Origin of the sequence: Rhodococcus sp. AB351, from assembly GCF_049538275.1 — a bacterium.
In the GTDB taxonomy this organism is placed as follows: Bacteria; Actinomycetota; Actinomycetes; order Mycobacteriales; family Mycobacteriaceae; genus Rhodococcus.
This window is the reverse complement of sequence record NZ_JBMVFW010000001.1, coordinates 245,908-262,458: the sequence shown is the minus strand read 5'-3', so window position 1 is coordinate 262,458 and position 16,551 is coordinate 245,908. Positions and strand designations below refer to the sequence as shown.

Here is a 16,551-nt window from a genome sequence, read left to right as displayed (position 1 = left end):
TTTGTCACATCTCGCCGAACTCGTCGCCCGGAGTTCGGGGTTCGTGCACCTGCCACCTGCAGACGACGGCACCCCCGGGCCGTGGTGGCCCGGGGGTGCCGTGGATATTCGACGAGAAGGTCAGCGTCGGGCGAGGATCGCTCCCAGGGCGACGCCCGCCAGGGCGATACCTGCACCCACTCCTGCCGACAGCAGAACCGTTGCTGCCGAGGGAGTTCCGGCCGGTACCGGTGCAGCTGCTGCGGCGGCCACGGGCAGCGCGGTGGTCTTCACGCCCGCACCCTCCGCAACCTCGGCCACCTCGACTCCGTTCACGCCTGCGACGGCTGCTGCTTCGGCGGCACTCGGTGCCGCCGGCAGACCGTTGGCGATCACACCGTCGATGCCGTTGAAGAACACGCCGGCCATCTTCTTCGCGACACCGGTGATCATTCGCTGTCCGACGCCCCCGACCATGCCGCCGACGACCGCGTCCGCGTCGTAGGTGAGCACGGTGCCGCCGTCACGTTCTTCGAGACGCACCGCCACGTCGGCCTTGACCGTTCCCGGAGCGCCGGAGCCCGATGCCGTCATGACGAACGATTCGGGACGATTCTGCTGCGACAGAACCACTTCCCCGTCGTAGGTGCCCTTGATGGAGGCCACCCCGGCGGTGATGGAGAGCTTGTAGTGGTTGTCGCTGATCTGCTCGAGCGACTGCACGCCCGGGATCGTCGCCGCGAGAACACGGCCGTCCTGCAGGCTGTCGTACACCACGTCGGGGGGTGCCTGCAGTTGCGCGGTACCGGCGATTCTCATTCGTTCTCCTTGTTTCGGGACGCAGCGTGGGTCAGACGCAGCTCGAACAACTCCGAGGGGGAAATCGGCATGCTGGTGATCGGGATGCCCTCCGCGTCCTCGACGGCCGCGGCGATCACCGCCGAGGTCGGGATGACACCGGCCTCGCCGGCGCCCTTCATTCCGAGAGGATTGAGCGCGGACGGGGTGACGGTGTGGTCCATCTCGAGCGAGTCGGGCATCTCCGTCACGAAGGGCATGAGGAAGTCCATGTACGACGCGTTGAGCATCTGCCCGTGCTCGTCGTAGACGATCTTCTCGTAGAGCGCGCCGCCGATGCCCTGTGCGACCGCGCCCTGCACCTGGCCCTCGACGATGCGCGGGTTGATGACGTTGCCGCAATCATGTACCACCGCGTACCGGAGCACCCGGATCTCGGCGGTGACGGGATCGGTCTCGACGATCGCCGCGTGGATGCCCGACGCGAACGTCGACGTGGGCGGCGAGTAGTAGCCGGTCGCTTCCAGGCCGGGCTGCTCACCCTCTAGGACGGGCGGCACCGACATATCGGTCTCGGCGTTCGCGAATCCCGTTGCGCGACGGGACGCATCGTCGAAGGCGTAGCGGAGCGGGTTCGACAGCACGGCCACCACGCCGAGCGGGATCGAGGTGCCCTCCGCGCCGGGTTCGGTGCCCACCACGCACACGTGCCCCTCGCGCAGTTCGAGATCGGCGACGTCGGCGTGGAGGTGGTCCGCGGCGATCTTCTTCGCCTTCTCCGCCACCATCTGCGCGGCGACATGGAAGGCGGATCCGGACATCACGGCACCGCGCGAGGCGAACGTGCCGACCGCGTACCCGAATCGGCGGGTGTCGCCGGTGACGATCTCGACGTCGGAGACCGGCACACCGAGATCGTCCGCGACGATCTGCGCGAAGGAGGTCTGGTGCCCCTGGCCCTGGGTGGTCAGGCCCGTAGCGGCCTTGACCTTGCCCGAGGTCTCGATGAGCACGTGCGCGCCCTCGTACGGGCCCGGTCCCGTGCCCTCGACGTACGCTCCCACGCCGATGCCGACGCGACGCCCCTCGGCGCGGGCACGTTCCTTGTATTCCGCGAACTCGTCCCAGCCGATCAGCTTCCTGAGCTTGTCCATCCCCGCCTGGTAGTCGCCGCTGTCGTAGATGAGCGGACGACCGTCCTGGAAGATCAGGTGGAAGTCGTAGGGCATCTCCTCGGGGCGGATGAAGTTGGTCTCGCGGACCTCGAGGACGTCCTTACCGAGATGCTTGGCGATGGCATCCATCGCCCGTTCCATCGCGAACACCGCCTGGGGTCGTCCCGCACCGCGGTAGGGCGTGACGATGACCGTGTTGGTGTACAGCGAGTAGGCGTCCACCCGGAAGGCGCGCGGCTTGTAGGGGCCGAGCACCTGCGTGGAGGTGTTGAGCAGCACGATGATTCCGTACGGCAGGTACGCACCGTTGTCGTGCCAGATCGAGAAGTCGAAGGCCAGCAGCCGGCCGTCGTCGTCGAACCCGACGGTGACCTCGTGGATCTGCCCGCGCTCGTGGGCGCTGGAGACGAAATGCTCGCGCCGGTCCTCGACCCACTTGACCTCGTTGGAGATCCCGGCCTGCCCCAGCTTGCGCGCGGCCCAGGTGACCATGACCTCCTCGGGCCACGGGTGGACGATCTTCACACCGAAACCACCACCGACGTCGGGGGCGATGCAGTGGACCTTGTTGTGCGCCATGCCCAGTCGCGCTGCGATCGCGGCACGGGCGGACGTCGAGGTCTGGGTGGACGTCCAGAAGGTCAGCGCCTTCTCGTCGTCGTCCCAGCGGGCGTAGACGCCCTTGCCCTCCATGGGCATCGACGCCGAACGTTCGATCTCGAGGTCGAGGGTGAGCGTGTGCGGTGCCGCGGCGAGCTCCGCCTCGATGTCACCGAAACCGTGCTGGAGGTGCGCCGCGACGTTGTCGGGCACATCCGGGTGGACGACGTGCTCGGCGTTGCGCGCGGTGTCGACACCGACCACGGCCGGAAGAGCCTCGTAGGTGATGTCGATCAGCGCGCACGCGTCCTCGGCGATGTACCGGTTGTCGGCGACGACCATCACGATCGCCTCGCCGACGTGGTTCACCTCGTCCTTCGCGAGCGGATATCCGTTGCGCGGAGCGGTGATCGCGGGGTGCGGGATCAGCAGCGGGAGATTCTCGGCCATCTCGGGCGAGTCCGCCTCGAGATCGTCGTAGGTGTAGATGGCGTGCACGCCCGGCAGTTCCAGCGCCGCATCGACGGCGATGTCGAGGATGCGAGCGTGGGCGTGCGGCGACCGGACGAAGGCCGCGGCGAGCGCGCCGTGCCCGAGATCGTCGAGATAGCGACCGTTGCCGCTGACGAGCCGGTTGTCCTCGACACGCGGGATGGGCTTGCCGAACGACTTGCCCGATTCGGTGGCACCGCCGATGTCGGCGGGGGCGAGGTCGGTCGTGCTCGTCGAGACGGAGTTCGAGACGGGCGAATCGGAGACACTGGTCATGCTCGTCCTGCCTTTCCTCCGACCGGAGCGGTGGTGCCGCGGACCTTGGCGTCGAGCGAGGCGCGTGCCGCCTCGTTGTCGGGGCCGAGCGGTGAGCCTCCGGACCGTTCACGCTTGATCTCGGCGGCGCGCAGCACGGCCGCCCGGATGTTCTGGTAACCCGTGCACCGGCACAGATTGCCGGCGATCGCATCGGTCGCCTCCTCGTGGGTGGGCGACGGGTTCTCCTCGAGGAAGGCCGCGATCGTGGTGACGAATCCCGGTGTGCAGAAACCGCATTGCAGACCGTGGCAGTCGACGAATGCCTCCTGCACAGGGTGCAGGGTGCCGTCCGGTTCGACGAGCCCTTCGACCGTCGTCACCGAGCGGCCCTCGAGGCTCGCGGCGAGCACGAGGCACGACCGCACCGGCTTGCCGTCGAGCAGCACCGTGCACGCGCCGCACACACCGTGCTCGCATCCCACGTGGGTGCCGGTCTGACGGAGGTGGTGACGGATCGCGTCCGATGCCAACGTGCGCGAGGGCAGCACCACCGTCTGCGTCACGCCGTTGAGGGTGAAGGTCACGGCGACGTGGTGCTCGCCGGTCTCCGCCTGCAGCTCGTCGACCTGTTCGGCGACGGTCCGCCGCGAGGCGTCGCGACCACCCTTGTGGATCGAGCTCGTCATCGACTTCCTCCCGTGTGCATCGGTACCCGTGTGTCGTCGCGGATCGCGTCCTGCGCGGCCGCGAAGCCGACACGGCCGGTCAGTGCCGCTACCAGCTGCGACCGGTAGCGGTCGGTGGCATGGATGTCCGCCTCCGTCTCGACGGTCTCGCGTGCCTTCTCCGCGACCTGCTGCCAGAGCGGGTCGCGCTCGTCGTGCGCCGACGCCCCGCGCAGGATGTCGGTGTAGTCGACGACCTGCCCGAGTTCTCCCGCGGAGACGTAGGTCATCCGGGCGGACGTCACCGCTCCGTCCTCGACCTCCACCTGCGCGACCACGCCGACGAGGGCGTAGTCGCCGTGGCGTCGTGCGATCTCGTCGACGGCGGTCCCGGTGCCCGGACGTGCTGACGGCACGGTCACGCTGGTCGCGATCTCGTCGGCTTCGAGGGTCGATTCGAGCGGGCCGGCGAACAGCTCCGAGGCGGGGATCTGCCGGACTCCGCGTACGGAGCGGACGGTGAGCGTTCCGCCGAGCAGCGACAGCACGGCCGGCATCTCCGCGGACGGATCGGCGTGGACGATCGAGCCGACGGTCGTTCCGCGATTGCGGATGGTCGGGTGTGCGACCAACCGGAGCGCGCGGCCCAGCAGGGGCTGGACCTGCGCGACCGTCGGATCGGATTCGAGCGCTGCGTGGGTGGTGAGCGCGTCGAAGGTGACGCCGAGTTCCGGTGACGCGGAGATCGCGTCGAGGCGCGGGATCGAGCCGATGTCGACGAGGTGAGCCGGTGCCGCCAGGCGCATCGACAGCAGCGGAATCAGTGACTGGCCGCCGGCGAGCACTTTGCCCTCGTGCGCGACCCCCGCGAGGATCTCGCAGGCTTCATCGATCGACCGCGGTCGGTGATAGGTGAGTGGCGACGGTTTCATTGAACAGATCCTGCCCGCATAGTGCGATCGACGTTTCGTGGAGAAGTGACAAAGCTCACCGGTCGACAATGTCAGATGTAATAGAGGTCACGCGAACTCCTTCACCCTCCCGGCGCCGCTCTCGCCGTCCGGATCGGGCTCCGTCCTGACCGGTTCTCCCTGTTCGGAGGGGGTATCGGGATCCTCGGGGGCGATGTCCTTGGGCGCGATGACCCGGCACAGGTGATAGAGACCGATCACGACGATGGTGCCCAGCGCGATACCGCTCAGCGAGAACGTGTCGGTGAACTGGAGGCTGGTGTCGCCGATCGCGATGATCAGACCGGCAGCGACGGGCATGAGGTTGCGCGGGTCGCCGAAGTCGACGCCGTTCTCCTTCCAGATCTTGGCGCCGAGCAGGCCGATGATGCCGTAGAGGACCACGGTGATGCCGCCGAGCACGCCGCCCGGAGTCGCGGAGATGACCGCGCCGAACTTCGGGGAGAAACCGAGGAGCATCGCGATGACACCGGCCGAGGCATAGGCGGCCGTCGAGTACACGCGGGTCGCGGCCATGACGCCGATGTTCTCCGCGTAGGTCGTCGTCGGGGAGCCGCCGACGCTCGTGGCGAGGGCCGTGGCGAGACCGTCACCGGCCAACGCGCGTCCCATCATCGGATCGAGGTCGGTCTTGGTGATCTCGGCGACCGCCTTGACGTGTCCGGCGTTCTCCGCGATCAGGGCGATGACACCGGGCAGTACGAGCACGATGAAGGTGAGGCTGAACGACGGGGCATGGATGCCGACGACACCGGCCGCCTCGTCCGTGAACGGCGGCAGGCCGAACCACGGAGCGGAGACAACGCCGTCCCAGTTCACGCGGAAGTGTTCGGTGACAGCGTCCGCACCGGCGTCGTAGGAGGTGATCGGTCCGCTGATGCGATCGAGAACCCAGGACAGTACGTAACCGAACAGCAGTGCCAGGAAGATGGCGACACGGCCGAGGAAGCCGCGCAGCACGACGCTACCCACGATCAGCGCGATCATCACCGTCAGCGCGACCCACTGGTCCTGCGGCCAGTAGGTGCCGGCCACGACCGGCGCCAGGTTGAAGCCGATGAGCATGACCACCGCGCCGGTGACGACCGGCGGCAGGATCTTGAACACCAGCGAACCGCCGAGGAAGTGGATCACCACACCGATCGCGGCGAGCACGAGCCCGGAGACCATGATCGCGCCGGTGACCTCGGAGGGCGAACCGCCCTGGGCGTAGATCGCGGCGATGCCGCCGACGAAGGCCGCGGAGGTCCCCAGGTAGCTGGGGATCCGGCCCTTCACGACGGCGAGGAAGAAGAGGGTGCAGAAGCCCGAGAGCATCACTGCGAGTTGCGGGTTGAGACCCATGATGATCGGGAAGACGAAGGTGGCGCCGAACATCGACACCACGTGCTGGCCGCCCAGGCCGATCGTGCGGCCCCAACTCAGGCGCTCCATCGGCGCCACGACCTGACCCGGTTCTATGTTCTTGCCGTCTCCGTGCACTGTCCAGATGGGCATATCGGACCTTTCAGCAGAGTGTGGGTGCCGATAGAGTTCACGTGGATTGTTACGCCTGTGTTGCCGATCACACGTGTACTTCGGTAGCCGCAAACGCTAACGGAGCAGCTGAGGCCCGGCGTGGGAGGAATCTGCCAGGAGCGGCCCTCCGAAATTGGCAAGATCGGTGGTTGATCGTCAGGAATCGATCCCGCGCATCGCGATGATCTTGAGCGCGAGCGAAAGATCCAACCGCAGTTCGGGCTGCTCGGTGAAGGGACCGAGGATCTTTTCGAGTTTCGCCACACGATAGCGCAGAGTGTTGTAATGAAAATGTAACTGGCGCGCGGCTTCTGCGATGTTGATGTTGGTGGCGAGGAGCACCTCGAGGGTACGGCACATGTCCTGCGCCTCGGCCGTGCCGTCGGTCAGCTCCTTGAGCGTCTCGCGCGCGAACGACTCGAGTTCCTCGGCGTCCTCGACGAGGCTCAGCAACCGGTACACACCCAGATCGTCGAAATGGGTGACCGCCCACGGACCGGAGATCCTGCGTCCCACTTCGAGTGCCGTGCGCGCCTGCGCGTAGAGCGTCGGCAGGTCGTCGGTGGACGACGACGCACGCGAGACCCCCACACCGAACGGACGACGCCCTCCCCCACCGGCCCCGCGCACCTGGGCGACGAGTTCACGCACGAGGGCCATCGTGTCGCTGCCCTCCCCCATGAGCACGACGGTCTCGGTCGCCAGGGCCGTGACGGACGCCCCGGAATCGCGGCCGGCCAGCGCACCTGCGAACGCGCGGGCCTGCCGTTCCACCACGGGAAGTCGCGCCGGCGCCGCCGAGGAATCGTCGTCCACGCGATCGGGTTCGACGGCGACCACCACCACCGGGCGGTCGAGATTCCAGCCGAACATCTGGGCGTGCACGATCACCTGTTCGGGTTCACCGGCACGGCCGCGCAACAGGTCTCGGACGAAGTTGGCCCGGTGCTTCTCCTCGACCGCGGACACCGCGAGTTCGCGACTGACGACGAGCGCGCACACCGTCGCCGCCTGCTCCACGAGATACAGGTCCGGCGCGGAGAGATCACGTGCAGGACAGAAGAATACGAGCCGACCGTGGTCGATCCCGTTGGCGGAGATCGCGGCGATGGCCACGTACTCGTCGCCGAAGCGGTGCAGGCCGAGTCCGCCCTCGATCGAGTCGGTCCGCACCCGGCCCGTCGGATCGACCGCTGCCGTCGAGGAGAGCCAGGCGAAATCGGATTCCTTTCCGGCCCTGTACGTCTGGCGCCCGTCGGGGGTGGTGATGAGGACCGCCCCGCCGAGCCGGCGCGAGATGCCTTCGGCCAGCGCCCTGTGCCCACCGCCCGCCATGACGATCTCGAGCAGCCCGCGACGGAGGTGGTCCGCCTCGAAGACCGCTTCCACCTGAGCGGCGGCCATGTCGCTGAGACCCCACGCGAGACGGTGATCCGCGACGACCTCCTCCGGCGTCGTCAACACCGGGAGGGGAACGTCGTTCGTGAGACCCTGCGGCAGCGGATGTCCGGTGTCGAGCCGGACCACGAGTGCCGATACCTCGCTCCGGTCCAGCCGCGCCAGGAAATCGGCGATCGGCACGGCGAGTCGCGCGAGCACGGTGGTGGAGGTGACGAGCAGCAGTCCCGAACGCAGCCAGGGACCGATCTCCGGGAGCATCATCACCGCGACCGCGGTGACGGGCCGCGCCGTGGAGACGTCGCCGGCGAGCACCGTCGGCGTGACGAGGAGACCCGAGGAGACGACGTCTGCGAGCGGGCAGGGTTCGAACACGACCGCTGCGCTGTCCTCCGGTTCGGCTGCGCTGCGTCCCGGTTCGGCTGCGCTGGGCCCCGGATTCTCAGCCTTGCGCACCGTCACAGCAATACCCGTCCACCTGCCAGTCGTTCACCCCCGCATGGGAGACACGTGACATTAGAGGGCTGCGGCAACACCGTCAATCGCAGGCGGACAATCCGCAGGTCGGGCAGCACGTCCCGCCGGGACCCGGTGGATGGGTCCGCGCAGTGTCGCGAGACTGCGCCCGGTGGCGCCGCGCGTGCTCACGAGGATCTCGGCGAGGATCGACACGGCCGTCTCCTCCGGGGTCCGCGCACCGAGGTCGAGTCCGATCGGCGAGTGCAGGCGTCCCAGTTCGTCGGCCGACAGCCCGGCCTCGCGCAACAGGGCGACCCGGCGCTCGTGCGTGGAGCGGCTGCCCATCGCCCCGATGTATCCGGCCTCGCAGCGGAGAGCACGTTCGAGCAACGGGATGTCGAACTTCTCGTCGTGGGTGAGGACCGCGACGACGGTGGTGGGGTCGATCGGCGCCGACTCGAGGAAGACGTGCGGCCACGCCACCACGATCTCGTCGGCGTCGGGGAACCGGGCGGGCGTGGCGAAGACGGGCCGGGCGTCGATCACCGTCACGCGATAACCGGCGAACTTCCCCAGCGTGCAGAGAGCGGACGCGAAGTCGATGGCGCCGAAGACGTACATCCGCGGTCGCGGCGCGAAGATCTCCACGATCTGCCCGCGCACCTCGTCGACGTAGACCTCCGAATCGCCGTAGGACAGGCGCAGGCGCACCTCGGCTTCGGGATCGGTGCCGTCGTCCCCGTCGAGGGTGACCACACGATGGCCGGCGGACTCGCGGTCAGTGACGACGGCGACCGGCTCTCCTGCCCCGATCCGCCGTGCCACCTCGGTGAACTCGGGGTAGGTGGCGGCATCGACCCGCTGCACGAAGACCTCGATGGTGCCGCCGCAGGTCAGGCCCACGCCGAAGGCGTCGTCGTCGGTGACACGGAAGACCTCGGTGCGGGCGTTCCCGTCGGCGAGCACGTCACCCGCGATGTCGTACAGGGCGCCTTCGATGCACCCTCCCGACACGCTGCCCACCACTTCACCCGACTGCGAGACGGCCATCGCGGCACCGGGTTCGCGCGGCGACGACTTCCAGGTGCGCACGACGGTCGCCAGCGCGAACGTCTCACCGTCGTCGAACCATCGCGACAGCTCGTCGAGAATGTCCCGCACGGCGACCTCCTTGCAGTCGTGTCACAGACGCGCGGCGACGGCCAGCGCGACGTGGTCGTGGAAGGGGCGCGCGACGATCTGCACGCCGATGGGCATGCCGTCGCTCGTCCGCCCGACGGGGACGACGACGGACGGGAAGCCGGTGACACTGATCGTGCGGCAGCTCGCCAGCGCCTCCTGCCAGGTGAGCAGCCGGTCGCCGACACCGAAACGGTCGAGCCCGAGCGGAGGCGCACCGATGGACGCGACCGGCAGCACCAGCACGTCGCCCATCTCGTCGAGCAGCCGATGGACCAGCGCGGTGCGCCACGCCCAGAGGCGCTCCACCTCACGATGCTCGGAGCGACCGGCCGTGGCCAGCAGGTCGCGGATGACAGCACCGAACCGGTCGGGGCTCGCCAGCGCATCGATGTCGGCGTGGGTCTGGGTGGCCCGCAATCGCCCGAACAACTCGTTCCCCTCGACCAGAGCCGACCCGCGGTATTCACGGGCACCGAGGCGCCGCGCGCTCTCCCGGACGACGTCCACGATCTCGTCGTCGACAGGCACGGTGCCCTCTCCGGGCGCCCAGGTGATCGTCAGCGCGTCGACGTCGACGGTCGCCGGGTCGGTCCACGCGACGTGCGGTTCGGAGATAACGCGCAGGGCGAGGACGAGGTCGTCGAGGTTCCGTGTCATGGGCCCGACGGTCTGCAGCGCGCCGTGCACCGTCGTCGGGTCGGCCCGTACGTGGCCGCCGACGAGCACCCCGGGGTACTGGCCGTCCGCGGACACCCGGCCGACGGTGGGGCGGATGGAGCACAGCCCGGTGCAGTGCGCGGGCCAGCGCACCGAGCCGCCGAAGTCGGTGCCGAGCCCGAGGACGCTCATGCCCGACGCGATGGACGCGGCTTCGCCGCCGCTGGAGCCCCCGGGTGAACGCGGCGACTCGGGGCTGCCGAGCGGGTTCACGGCCGGTCCGAACATCTCGTTGTCGGTGAGCCCGGACGTCCCGAATTCGGGCGTGTTGGTCTTGCCGACGAGGATCGCACCGGCCGCCTTCATCGCGGCGACGGCCGGCGCGTCGACGACGGGGACGTTGTCGGCCAGTGCGCGTGAAGCTGCGGTCGTGCGCACGCCTGCGGTGGCGATGAGGTCCTTGACGGTGAACGGCACCCCGGCGAGCGGACCGGCCGCCTCGCCCCGGTCGAGGCGGTGGTCGAGGGCGTCGGCCTCGGCGAGGGCGCTGTCCGCCGCGACGGTGACGATCGCGTTGAGGCACGGGTTCTGCTCGGCGATCAGGGCGAGGTGGTCCTCGACGACCCGACGGGCGGTGACCTCGCGGTTGCGGACCACGGCGGCGATCGACCGCGCGTCGGCGCCGGTCCACGTTCCGGTGCGCTCGGTGTCGAGCGTCGGGGATCGACCTTCTACCGCCACTGGCCCTCCTCGGTCTGCGTTCGACGAGAACGCTATGGCCGGCTCCGGGCCTCTCCTACGTCCACACTCCACAGGAAGCCGGTCGCCGCGGTGTGAAGAGTTGATACTTTCCCGCCGGAGCGGGCCTGAGAGGATCGGGGAATGATTCCGTCCTGGGCTCGTCTTGCGTTCGCCGTGTTCGCGGTGAGCTGGGGCGCCAATCAGTTCGCTCCGATGCAGCTCGTCTACCGCGACCACCTGGGACTCGGCAGCGACTCGTTCACCGCCATGCTCGGCTCCTACATCGTCGGGTTGATCCCCGCGCTGCTCTACTTCGGGCGCGTGGCCGATCGGATCGGCCGTCGTCCGGTGATCCGGGCGATGATCCCGGTGAGCATCGTGTCGTCGATCGTCCTGTTGCTGGGCGCCGACGTCCCCGCGCTGCTGTATCTCGGCCGGGTGCTCGCCGGATTGGCGTCCGGCATGGCGTTCGGAGCCGGCACCGCCTGGATGAAGGAGCTGAGCGAAGGTCCGGGTGTGGGAGCGCGCCGGGCCGCCGTCTCGTTGTCTGCGGGATTCGGCAGCGGTGCCCTGTTCGCCGGTCTCATCGCGCAGTGGCTGCCCGCCCCCGACCGTCTGCCCTATCTCGTGCACATCGCTCTGATGGTGGTCGCGGTGGTGCTGGTGTGGGCCGTCCCCGACGCGCACCGGCCCCGCACCGTGCAGGGCTCGTGGCGCCTGTCCACCCTGTCGTCCCCGCGTTTCCGGTGGGGTGTCGTGCCGTGGGCCCCGTGGGTCTTCGGATGCGCGACCGTCTCGTTCGCCACGATGCCACCCATCGTGTCGGATCGCGTGGACAGCGTGGCCGTCGCGTTCACCGGCGTGGTCGCCGCCCTGACCCTGCTCACCGGTGCGTTGATCCAGCCCGTGGCCCGGCGCATCACCCGGCACGGCGAGGATCGCGGCGTGTGGACCGGGGTGGGCCTCGGTGTGCTGGGCTTCGTGTCGGCCGCCGTCGCGGTGCTCGTCGACGGCCCGGTATCGGTGCTCGCCGTCCTCGTCACCGCCGTCCTCCTCGGCGGGGGTTACGGCATGCTGCTCGTCTCGGGTCTCGTCACCGTCGAGCACATCGCTCCTCCCGAGGAGCTCGCGCAGACCGTCGCCGTCTTCTACTGCCTGATCTATCTGGGCTTCGCGGTGCCCTTCGTCATCTCGCTCGCCGCACCCCACGTCGGGTTCGTCGCGTGCTTCGCGGTCGCCGCGGCGCTGCTCGTGCTCGCGCTCGTCCCCCGGAAGTTGCTCGCCGATCAGGAAGCGACCCTCGTCGATTCGCACTGAGCAAGAGCAGTGGAGCCCTGGGTGCGAACCTGCCTCAGCAGATCCGACAGCGCCCGGGCGACCTCCTCGGGACGGTCGGCGAGCACACGGTGGCCGGCACCGGCGAACCGCACCAGGTTCGCGTGCGGCAGTCGCGCCGCCATCGCCTCCGACAACGACAGGGGTACGAAGACGTCCTCCGTGCCCGCCGCGACGACCACCGGCACTCTCGCGAGCACGTCGAGGGCGGCGGACTCGTCGAGCACCGCGAAGTCGGCCAGCAGCCGCGACCAGGTGACGACGGAGGTCTCGTTCGACAGCGCCGATCCGACCACCCGCAGCCACGATTCCTCCGTGCGTCTGCGGGCGGCGACGATGCACACACGGCCCCCGGCGCGCTTCGACAACTCCATGACGCGCGGTGCACGCGACACCGCCCGGTGCACGATGGACGCCGCCGGATGACGCAGATAGCGCCCGATACCGCCGTCCGCGAGTCCCGATGCGGCGGTGGCGATCAGACCGACACCCACGATGCGGTCGCCGACTGCGTCGGGGCGACGACGGGCGTAGGACAGTGCGACCATGCCGCCCATCGAATAGCCCGCCAGCACCACCGGTCCGTCCGGCGCGAGGGTCCGGAGCACTGCGTCGAGGTCGTCGGACATCCCGGAGACCGTGCACGCGGTGGCGTCGCCGGTCCCGGAACGACCGTGTCCGCGCTGGTCGTAGCGGACGATTCGCAGACCGGGCAGGTCCACCGACCCGCAGACGGCATCCCAGCTCGTGGCGTCCTGGCAGTGCCCGTGCAGGCACACGAGGGTCAGATCCGCATCCCTCGGTCCGGTGACCGTGGCGGCCAACGGCACTCCGTCGTCGGCAACCACGGTCACACGAGCGATCGTGTTCGGGTCCGTGTTCGACGTCGGCTCGGCCATCTCGCCTCCTGCACAGCGCATCTGCAGGAGTTGTCGCGTCACCCTCGGGTGCCGTTAACCACCGACATCGAATCGTGACGTCCGGCGGTCAGCGCGGAGCGAGCGCCCGGATCATCGGCGCGGGATCGCCCGAGGGCACCAGAGCGATGGCCGGGGTGGTAACGCCCGCCTCGACGTAGCGCTCCACATGCTCGCGGCACGCCTCCGGTTCGCCGTGGATCACGAGGGCGTCCACCACGTGGTCCGGGATCGCTTCGAGGGCGGCCTTGCGGTCGCCTTCCGCCCATGCCTTCCACATGCCGGCGAAATCGTCCGAACGGCCGAGGAATTCGTGGAAGGCCCGGTAGACGGGGACGTTCATGTAGGCGGCGATCATGCGTCGGCCGATGGCGCGGGCGGTCTCGGTGTCGAAGCCGGGGAGCACGAAGATCCGCGCGACGATCTCCTTGTTCTCACCGCCCTCGTGGACGTAGGGCGCCACGGTGCGGACGTCGTCGGCGGACAGCCAGTTGATGATGGCCCCGTCGGCCTCACGTCCGGCCAGACGCAGCATGCCCGGCCGCAGCGCCGCCAGCAGCACCGGCGGCGTCTGGTCGGGTACGACGCCGGCCCGGAAGCCGTCCACGGCGAAGGTGTCGTACTTCTCGGAGACCTTCTCCCCCGACAGGGCAGCCCGCAGGAACCGCAGGGTGTCGCGGGCACGCTTGAACGGTTCCTCGAAGGGGATGCCGTTCCACTTCTCCACGATGACGTCGGAGGAGGTGCCCACCCCGAGCACGAAGCGGCCGGGTGCGGCGGCGGCGAGGCTCGCGGCCGACATGGCCAGCGTCGCGGGGCCGCGGGTGTAGACGGGGACGATCGCGGTACCCAGGCGCAGGCTGGGCGCCCACACGCTCGCGAGCGTCAGCGGGGTGAACGCATCGGCGGCGCCGGCCTCGGACGACCACACGTCCGTGTACCCGAGGTCGGGGAGCTCTTCGATGATGCGTCGCTGGTCGGCCAGGGGGATGCCGTCGAGCGGGACGGTCAGGCCCCATCGTCGTGTCGTGTTCTCCGTCATGACCGTCACCCTAGCCACACTGTGGTTCAGGTCATACCCGGGCGTGTTTCGACCCGACCGATCGGCCCCGCCCCGCGGTCGCTCCGGTCCCCGTATGCTCGCGAGTCGTGCGTATCGATCAGTTGTGGCGTTATCCGGTGAAGTCGTTCGGGGGTGAACGGATCGACGCCGCAGCGATCGAAGCGGACGGTGTGCGCGGCGATCATCTGTGGGCGCTGGTCGACGCCGAATCCGGAAACATCGCGAGTGCGAAGCGTTTCCGCCGCTACGGGTTGCTGTTGACCTGCTCGGCGCGACTTCTGAGCGACGACGATCCCCGCGACCCGGCGGCACTCGAACTGACGCTGGCCGACGGCACGGTGGTGCGCGGCGACGATCCCGAGGTCGACGACCTGCTGTCGAAGCTGGTCGGTCACGACGTGCGGCTCGAACCGCGCGACCGCACCTACGACGAGGCGCCGCTGCATCTCGTCTCCCGTTCCGCGGTGGAGGCGCTCGGCACCGGCGACCCGACCGATGTGGCATTGCGTCGGTTTCGGCCGCAGCTGGTCGTCGACACTCCGGACACGACCGGTTTCGTGGAGGACGAGTGGATCGGCCGGCGGGTGTCGGTGGGCTCGGTGGTCCTCGAACCGCACAAGCGCACCGCGCGGTGCGTCATGGTGACGCTCCCCCATCAGGAGGTTCCCGCGCGGCGCGACATGCTGCGTGAGGTGATGACCACGCATCAGGTGCCCAATGTGCCGGAGGGCAAGCCGATGCCGTGCATCGGTGTCTACGCGACCGTCACGACTCCCGGCGACATCACCGTCGGCGACGAGGTCGGGATCGGGTAGACCGGGTCACTTCCCGGCGAGGTGGTCCTCGACGAGAACCTTCTTCTGCACCTTGCCCATGGCGTTGCGCGGAAGTGCGTCGACGGTACGGATCTCGCGGGGACGCTTGTGGATCGAGAGGGTCTGCGCGACGAAATCCGAGAGTTCGCTCGGATCACGGAGATCCCCGACGACGTAGGCGACGATCCGCTGTCCGAGATCGTCGTCCGGCACACCCACCACCGCGGCCTCCTGCACGCCGGGATGGTTCAGCAGCGCATGCTCCACCTCGCCGGCGCCGATCCGGTAACCACCGGACTTGATCATGTCGACCGATTCGCGGCCGACGATGCGGTGGAAGCCCTGATCGTCGATCACGGCGATGTCGCCGGTCTTGAACCAGCCGTCCTCGGTCATCGACTCGGCGGTCTTCTCGGGATTGTTCAGGTAGCCGTCGAACAGGGTGGCGCCGGAAACCTCGAGCTGGCCGAGGGTTTCGCCGTCGTGTGCCACGAGGTTGCCGGCCTGGTCGCGCAGGCGGGTGGAGACCCCGGTGATCGGCAGTCCCACCCAGCCGGGCCGGCGCTCACCGTCATGGCGGGTGCTGATCGTGATGATCGTTTCGCTCATCCCGTACCGCTCGATCGGCGCGGAGCCGGTGAGGGCGAGCATGCGCTCGAAGACCGGCACGGGCAGGGGTGCACTGCCCGACACGAGGAGGCGCGCGGACGACAGTGCGCGAGCGGAGGATTCGTCGGCGACGACCCGCGACCACACGGTGGGAACACCGAAGTACAGCGAACCGCCTGCTGCCGCATAGGCTTCGGGCTTGGGCCGCACGGTGTGCACGAGCGGCGAGCCCTGCCGGAGCGCGCCGACGACGCCGAGGATGAGTCCGTGGACGTGGAACAGCGGAAGCCCGTGGACGAGAGTGTCGTCGGACGTCCAGTTCCACGCTTCGGCGAGGCCGTCGAGACCGGCCGCCACGGCAGATCGGGAGAGCACGACTCCCTTGGGGGCACCGGTGGTTCCCGAGGTGTACATGATCATCGCGGCGCTGCCCGGGTCCGCCTCGGCGTGCGAGGACGACGAGCGCGCGTTCGCGTCGACCGGGATCGCGGGCAGGGTGACGTCCTCGGGGGCGGTGCCGAGCCACACTTGTGCACCCGAGTCCTTCAGGATGTGCGCGCGTTCGGCCGGGCCGGAATCCGGCGGCACCGGCACGGCGGCCACACCGGCCATGAGGCATCCGGTCGTGGCGATCACCGTCTCGATGCTCGCGGTGGCGTCGATGGCGACCCGCGAGGAACCGGCGACCTCGTCGGCCACCGCGGCGGCGGCCGCGATCAGTTCGGATCGGGTGAGCGAGACGTCTCCGACGCGGACGGCGCTGCGGTCGTCACCTGCCCCGGACTCGGTGAGCGAGGTCAGCAACGGCACGGGCGTTGTGGTGGTCATCGGTGGGTCCCTTCTCGACGTCCTGCCGGACGGTGTCGCGCAGCGCCTGGTCCACATTGTGGACCGCCGTGCTACGATGCGGTCCGACTCA

Annotated in this window: 13 protein-coding genes; 2 read left to right on the top strand and 11 right to left on the bottom strand. The window is 69.1% G+C overall.

Going from position 1 to position 16,551, the window contains the following annotated elements:
- Nucleotides 1-120 precede the first annotated feature (120 nt).
- From ACPCXD_RS01335 to ACPCXD_RS01300, 8 genes are all read right to left on the bottom strand, one after another.
- Nucleotides 121-798, bottom strand: coding sequence for an SRPBCC family protein (locus tag ACPCXD_RS01335; protein WP_258260135.1), 678 nt, complete (start codon nt 796-798; stop codon nt 121-123).
- Complete coding sequence (gene cutA, locus ACPCXD_RS01330) at nt 795-3,320, bottom strand: aerobic carbon-monoxide dehydrogenase large subunit (RefSeq protein ID WP_423658007.1); 2,526 nt, start codon at nt 3,318-3,320, stop codon at nt 795-797. The genes ACPCXD_RS01335 and cutA overlap by 4 nt, the downstream gene beginning before the upstream one ends.
- Nucleotides 3,317-3,988, bottom strand: coding sequence for a (2Fe-2S)-binding protein (locus ACPCXD_RS01325; protein WP_059382829.1), 672 nt, complete (start codon nt 3,986-3,988; stop codon nt 3,317-3,319). The genes cutA and ACPCXD_RS01325 overlap by 4 nt, the downstream gene beginning before the upstream one ends.
- Nucleotides 3,985-4,899 (bottom strand): FAD binding domain-containing protein, encoded by a 915-nt coding sequence (locus tag ACPCXD_RS01320; protein ID WP_423658005.1) that lies wholly within the window; start codon nt 4,897-4,899, stop codon nt 3,985-3,987. The genes ACPCXD_RS01325 and ACPCXD_RS01320 overlap by 4 nt, the downstream gene beginning before the upstream one ends.
- 87 nt (nt 4,900-4,986) lie before the next feature.
- Entirely contained in the window at nt 4,987-6,435 is a 1,449-nt protein-coding gene (locus ACPCXD_RS01315; protein WP_423658003.1) for a uracil-xanthine permease family protein, read from the bottom strand.
- A gap of 177 nt (nt 6,436-6,612) precedes the next feature.
- Nucleotides 6,613-8,316, bottom strand: a complete 1,704-nt coding sequence (locus tag ACPCXD_RS01310; protein WP_174479636.1) for a helix-turn-helix domain-containing protein — start codon at nt 8,314-8,316, stop codon at nt 6,613-6,615.
- A gap of 54 nt (nt 8,317-8,370) precedes the next feature.
- A complete protein-coding gene (locus ACPCXD_RS01305; RefSeq protein ID WP_160874505.1) occupies nt 8,371-9,474 on the bottom strand; it encodes an XdhC family protein in 1,104 nt (367 codons plus the stop codon).
- A gap of 21 nt (nt 9,475-9,495) precedes the next feature.
- Nucleotides 9,496-10,893, bottom strand: coding sequence for an amidase (locus ACPCXD_RS01300; RefSeq protein WP_085470108.1), 1,398 nt, complete (start codon nt 10,891-10,893; stop codon nt 9,496-9,498).
- 141 nt (nt 10,894-11,034) lie between these two features.
- Between ACPCXD_RS01300 and ACPCXD_RS01295 the strand changes: the two genes are divergently transcribed.
- The gene (locus tag ACPCXD_RS01295; RefSeq protein ID WP_106201115.1) at nt 11,035-12,210 is read left to right on the top strand and encodes an MFS transporter; all 1,176 of its coding nucleotides are present in this window, start codon (nt 11,035-11,037) and stop codon (nt 12,208-12,210) included.
- Here the strand turns inward: ACPCXD_RS01295 and ACPCXD_RS01290 are convergent.
- Both ACPCXD_RS01290 and ACPCXD_RS01285 read right to left on the bottom strand, forming a co-directional pair.
- Complete coding sequence (locus ACPCXD_RS01290) at nt 12,180-13,082, bottom strand: alpha/beta fold hydrolase (protein WP_423658000.1); 903 nt, start codon at nt 13,080-13,082, stop codon at nt 12,180-12,182. The genes ACPCXD_RS01295 and ACPCXD_RS01290 overlap by 31 nt on opposite strands.
- Before the next feature lie 133 nt (nt 13,083-13,215).
- Complete coding sequence (locus ACPCXD_RS01285) at nt 13,216-14,187, bottom strand: LLM class F420-dependent oxidoreductase (RefSeq protein WP_423657998.1); 972 nt, start codon at nt 14,185-14,187, stop codon at nt 13,216-13,218.
- A 107-nt stretch (nt 14,188-14,294) separates the two neighbouring features.
- Between ACPCXD_RS01285 and ACPCXD_RS01280 the strand changes: the two genes are divergently transcribed.
- The gene (locus ACPCXD_RS01280; RefSeq protein WP_423657996.1) at nt 14,295-15,023 is read left to right on the top strand and encodes an MOSC domain-containing protein; all 729 of its coding nucleotides are present in this window, start codon (nt 14,295-14,297) and stop codon (nt 15,021-15,023) included.
- 6 nt (nt 15,024-15,029) lie between these two features.
- Here ACPCXD_RS01280 and ACPCXD_RS01275 read toward each other — a convergent pair whose 3' ends face one another.
- Nucleotides 15,030-16,460 carry an acyl-CoA synthetase gene (locus tag ACPCXD_RS01275; RefSeq protein WP_423657994.1) on the bottom strand — a complete coding sequence of 477 codons (1,431 nt, stop codon included), beginning with the start codon at nt 16,458-16,460 and terminating at the stop codon, nt 15,030-15,032.
- Between the last annotated feature and the right edge of the window lie 91 nt (nt 16,461-16,551).

What these genes read in the sequence shown, in the direction of transcription:
- ACPCXD_RS01335 (WP_258260135.1), bottom strand. Translation starts at nt 798, where the DNA reads ATGAGAATCGCCGGTACCGCGCAACTGCAGGCACCCCCCGACGTGGTG.
- cutA (WP_423658007.1), bottom strand. Translation starts at nt 3,320, where the DNA reads ATGACCAGTGTCTCCGATTCGCCCGTCTCGAACTCCGTCTCGACGAGC.
- ACPCXD_RS01325 (WP_059382829.1), bottom strand. Translation starts at nt 3,988, where the DNA reads ATGACGAGCTCGATCCACAAGGGTGGTCGCGACGCCTCGCGGCGGACC.
- ACPCXD_RS01320 (WP_423658005.1), bottom strand. Translation starts at nt 4,899, where the DNA reads ATGAAACCGTCGCCACTCACCTATCACCGACCGCGGTCGATCGATGAA.
- ACPCXD_RS01315 (WP_423658003.1), bottom strand. Translation starts at nt 6,435, where the DNA reads ATGCCCATCTGGACAGTGCACGGAGACGGCAAGAACATAGAACCGGGT.
- ACPCXD_RS01295 (WP_106201115.1), top strand. Translation starts at nt 11,035, where the DNA reads ATGATTCCGTCCTGGGCTCGTCTTGCGTTCGCCGTGTTCGCGGTGAGC.
- ACPCXD_RS01285 (WP_423657998.1), bottom strand. Translation starts at nt 14,187, where the DNA reads ATGACGGAGAACACGACACGACGATGGGGCCTGACCGTCCCGCTCGAC.
- ACPCXD_RS01275 (WP_423657994.1), bottom strand. Translation starts at nt 16,460, where the DNA reads ATGACCACCACAACGCCCGTGCCGTTGCTGACCTCGCTCACCGAGTCC.